The following is a 2,214-nucleotide window of genomic DNA, read 5'->3' on the forward strand; positions in this document are numbered from 1 at the left end:
GCCCAGACGGGCACCGGCGGCAGCGGCGCGGCGGCATCGGCCGCGGCGGCAACGGCCTGCGCCAGCGCGCCGTGGAACGAATCGGACACCACGAGCAGCTGCGACTTGGAAGCTTCGAGCTGGGGGGCGAACTTGGCGTCGAGGCTGTTCCAGTTGGCATCGGCCACGATGTCGGCGGCCTGCTGCTGCCAGTGGGTCACGTCGGCGCGCAGCGATTCCTCGGCGGCCTGGGCGTCCTTCCAGCCCTTGGTGGACAGCACTTCGAAGCGCTGCGCCAGCAAGACGGCGGCTTCGCGGTGGACCTGCGCGCGGTGCTGCAGGTCTTCGATGCCCTTGACGCGCTCGGCCAACTGGGCCTTCAGCCCGGCCAGCGGTTCGCGCGACAGCGGCGCGCCGGCCTTGGCGGCGTCACGCTGCCAGGCCAGTGCGTCGGCGATGTTGAGCTTGGACTGCGCCAGCAGCGTTTCGGCCTTCTGCGCCCATTCGGCGGCGATGGCTTCCTGGCCCTTGGCGCGTTTGATTTCGTCGAGCTTTTCGCGCAGCAGGCGCGCGGCGCCCTTGTCGCGGCCGCTCAACTCCTTGAAGACCTCTTGCATCTGCTCGGACGAAGGGTTGCCCGCGAGCCAGTCGCGGATGCGCGCGGCGCGCTCGCCCGAGGTTGGCGCGGTGAAGGCGCCGCCGGTGAGCGTGTCGAGGGCCTGGAGGTCGTGTGGCTTGGAAGAAGTAGAGGTCACTGCGCGAAATCGTTGTCTTGGTAGAGAAAGCGAAGGCGCCGGCAAAGGCCGGCGCACATCGACATTTTCACCCAGTTGGCGAACAGCCCGCCGAATTCCGTGTCGGAACTGCGGCGCGCACCGTTCAGCGGGCTGAAAAAGGCCCGCAGGATATATGGCAAGGCGAGGCGAAAAGCCAGGCCCCGCCGGCTATTTCATGGTCAGGCTCAGCTCGGCGCCGGGCTTCCAGTCGTTGCCGCTGGCCGTGGTGCGCACGGCCCCCAGGAACAGGCGCTCGCTCGGCAGCTTCTGCGCCAGCAGGTAGTCGCGCACCACGGCGCCACGCTCGACGGCGAGCTGGCGCATCGATTCCTCGTCGACCGGCACGCTGGCCAGCAGCAGGTTTTCCATTTCCTTCACCGGCAGGTCCTTGGCCAGGCCGACCATGTTGCGCGGCTTGGTGATGTCGGAGCGCTTGTAGACGGCCGTGAGCAGCTCCGGGTATTCGGCATCGGTCACCGGCGCCACCTCGGTGCCGGTCTGGCCGCCGCGCACCGCGACGCGGCGCTTCTCGGCCTGGGTCAGCTGGCGCAGGCGCTGGCGCTGGTAGGCGTCGCGCTCCTTCTCGAGGCTGGAGGTACCCACCACCGTCATCTGCAGCGTCGGCCGCTCGGTCAGGGCCTTCACGACCTTGTCCAGGCTTTCCTTGGCGCCGCTGCTGAGCGTGGAACTGCCGGGCTCGAAGGTGATGGCGCTCGAGTCGCCGCTGCCGCCACCGCCCAGGCCGCCGGTCAGCAGGCTGAACGGCGCGGTCACAGCCTTGACGATCAGGTTGACCACCGCCTTGAAGATCAACGGGCCGATGCTGAACTGCGGGTCGTTGAGCGAGCCGCGCAGCGGCAGGTCGACATCGATCACGCCGTTGCGATCGGCCAGCAGCGTCACGGCCAGGCGCACGGGCAGGCTGTTGGGCGCACCAGCGACCTCGTCGCCGAACTTCAGCTGATTGAGCACCAGCTTGTTGGTGGCGGTGAGCTGGCCGTCGGGCGCGATCTTGTAGTTGACGTCCATGCTCATCTTGCCGCGCTCGATGCCGTGGCCCGCGTAGCGCACCGAGTACGGCGACAGCGGCGCGAGGTCGAGGTCGCGCATCTTGGCCGTGATGTCGAGTTCGAGCGGCTTGGCCAGCGGATTGAGCTTGCCGGTGATTTCCAGCGCCGCGGTCTGCTGCGCCTTGCCGCGCAACTCGAGGTCGGCCAGCGCCGGTCGACCGCCCTGCCCGTTCGGCGGGTTCGACGAGAAGGAACTGAGCTTGCCGGTCAGCTCGCTCAGGTCGGCCGAGTAGTTGGGCTTGACGAACAGGTCAGTGAAGTCGATCTTGCCGTTGACCAGGCTCATCGGACCGAAGTTGATGACCGGCGCCGGGCCGCTGTCGGCTGCCGGCGCGGCAGCCACGGCCGGTGCGGAGGCAGCCGGCGCAGGCTCGGGCGCGCCGCCGACC

2 protein-coding genes and 1 pseudogene are annotated in these 2,214 nt (G+C 68.8%); all 3 read right to left on the bottom strand.

Annotation, left to right across the window (positions count from 1 at the left end):
- Positions 1 to 734, bottom strand: a pseudogene (locus VBO01S_RS31265) (DUF349 domain-containing protein); the annotation flags it as partial.
- Positions 731 to 895 carry a hypothetical protein gene (locus VBO01S_RS32605; RefSeq protein WP_157627547.1) on the bottom strand — a complete coding sequence of 55 codons (165 nt, stop codon included), beginning with the start codon at positions 893 to 895 and terminating at the stop codon, positions 731 to 733. The pseudogene VBO01S_RS31265 and the gene VBO01S_RS32605, both read right to left, overlap by 4 nt.
- 28 nt (positions 896 to 923) lie before the next feature.
- Positions 924 to 2,214: DUF748 domain-containing protein (locus VBO01S_RS31270; protein ID WP_157627548.1), on the bottom strand; the 1,291-nt coding region annotated here is incomplete at its 5' end.

Source organism: Variovorax boronicumulans NBRC 103145, assembly GCF_001591345.1.
In the GTDB taxonomy this organism is placed as follows: Bacteria; Pseudomonadota; Gammaproteobacteria; order Burkholderiales; family Burkholderiaceae_C; genus Variovorax; species Variovorax boronicumulans.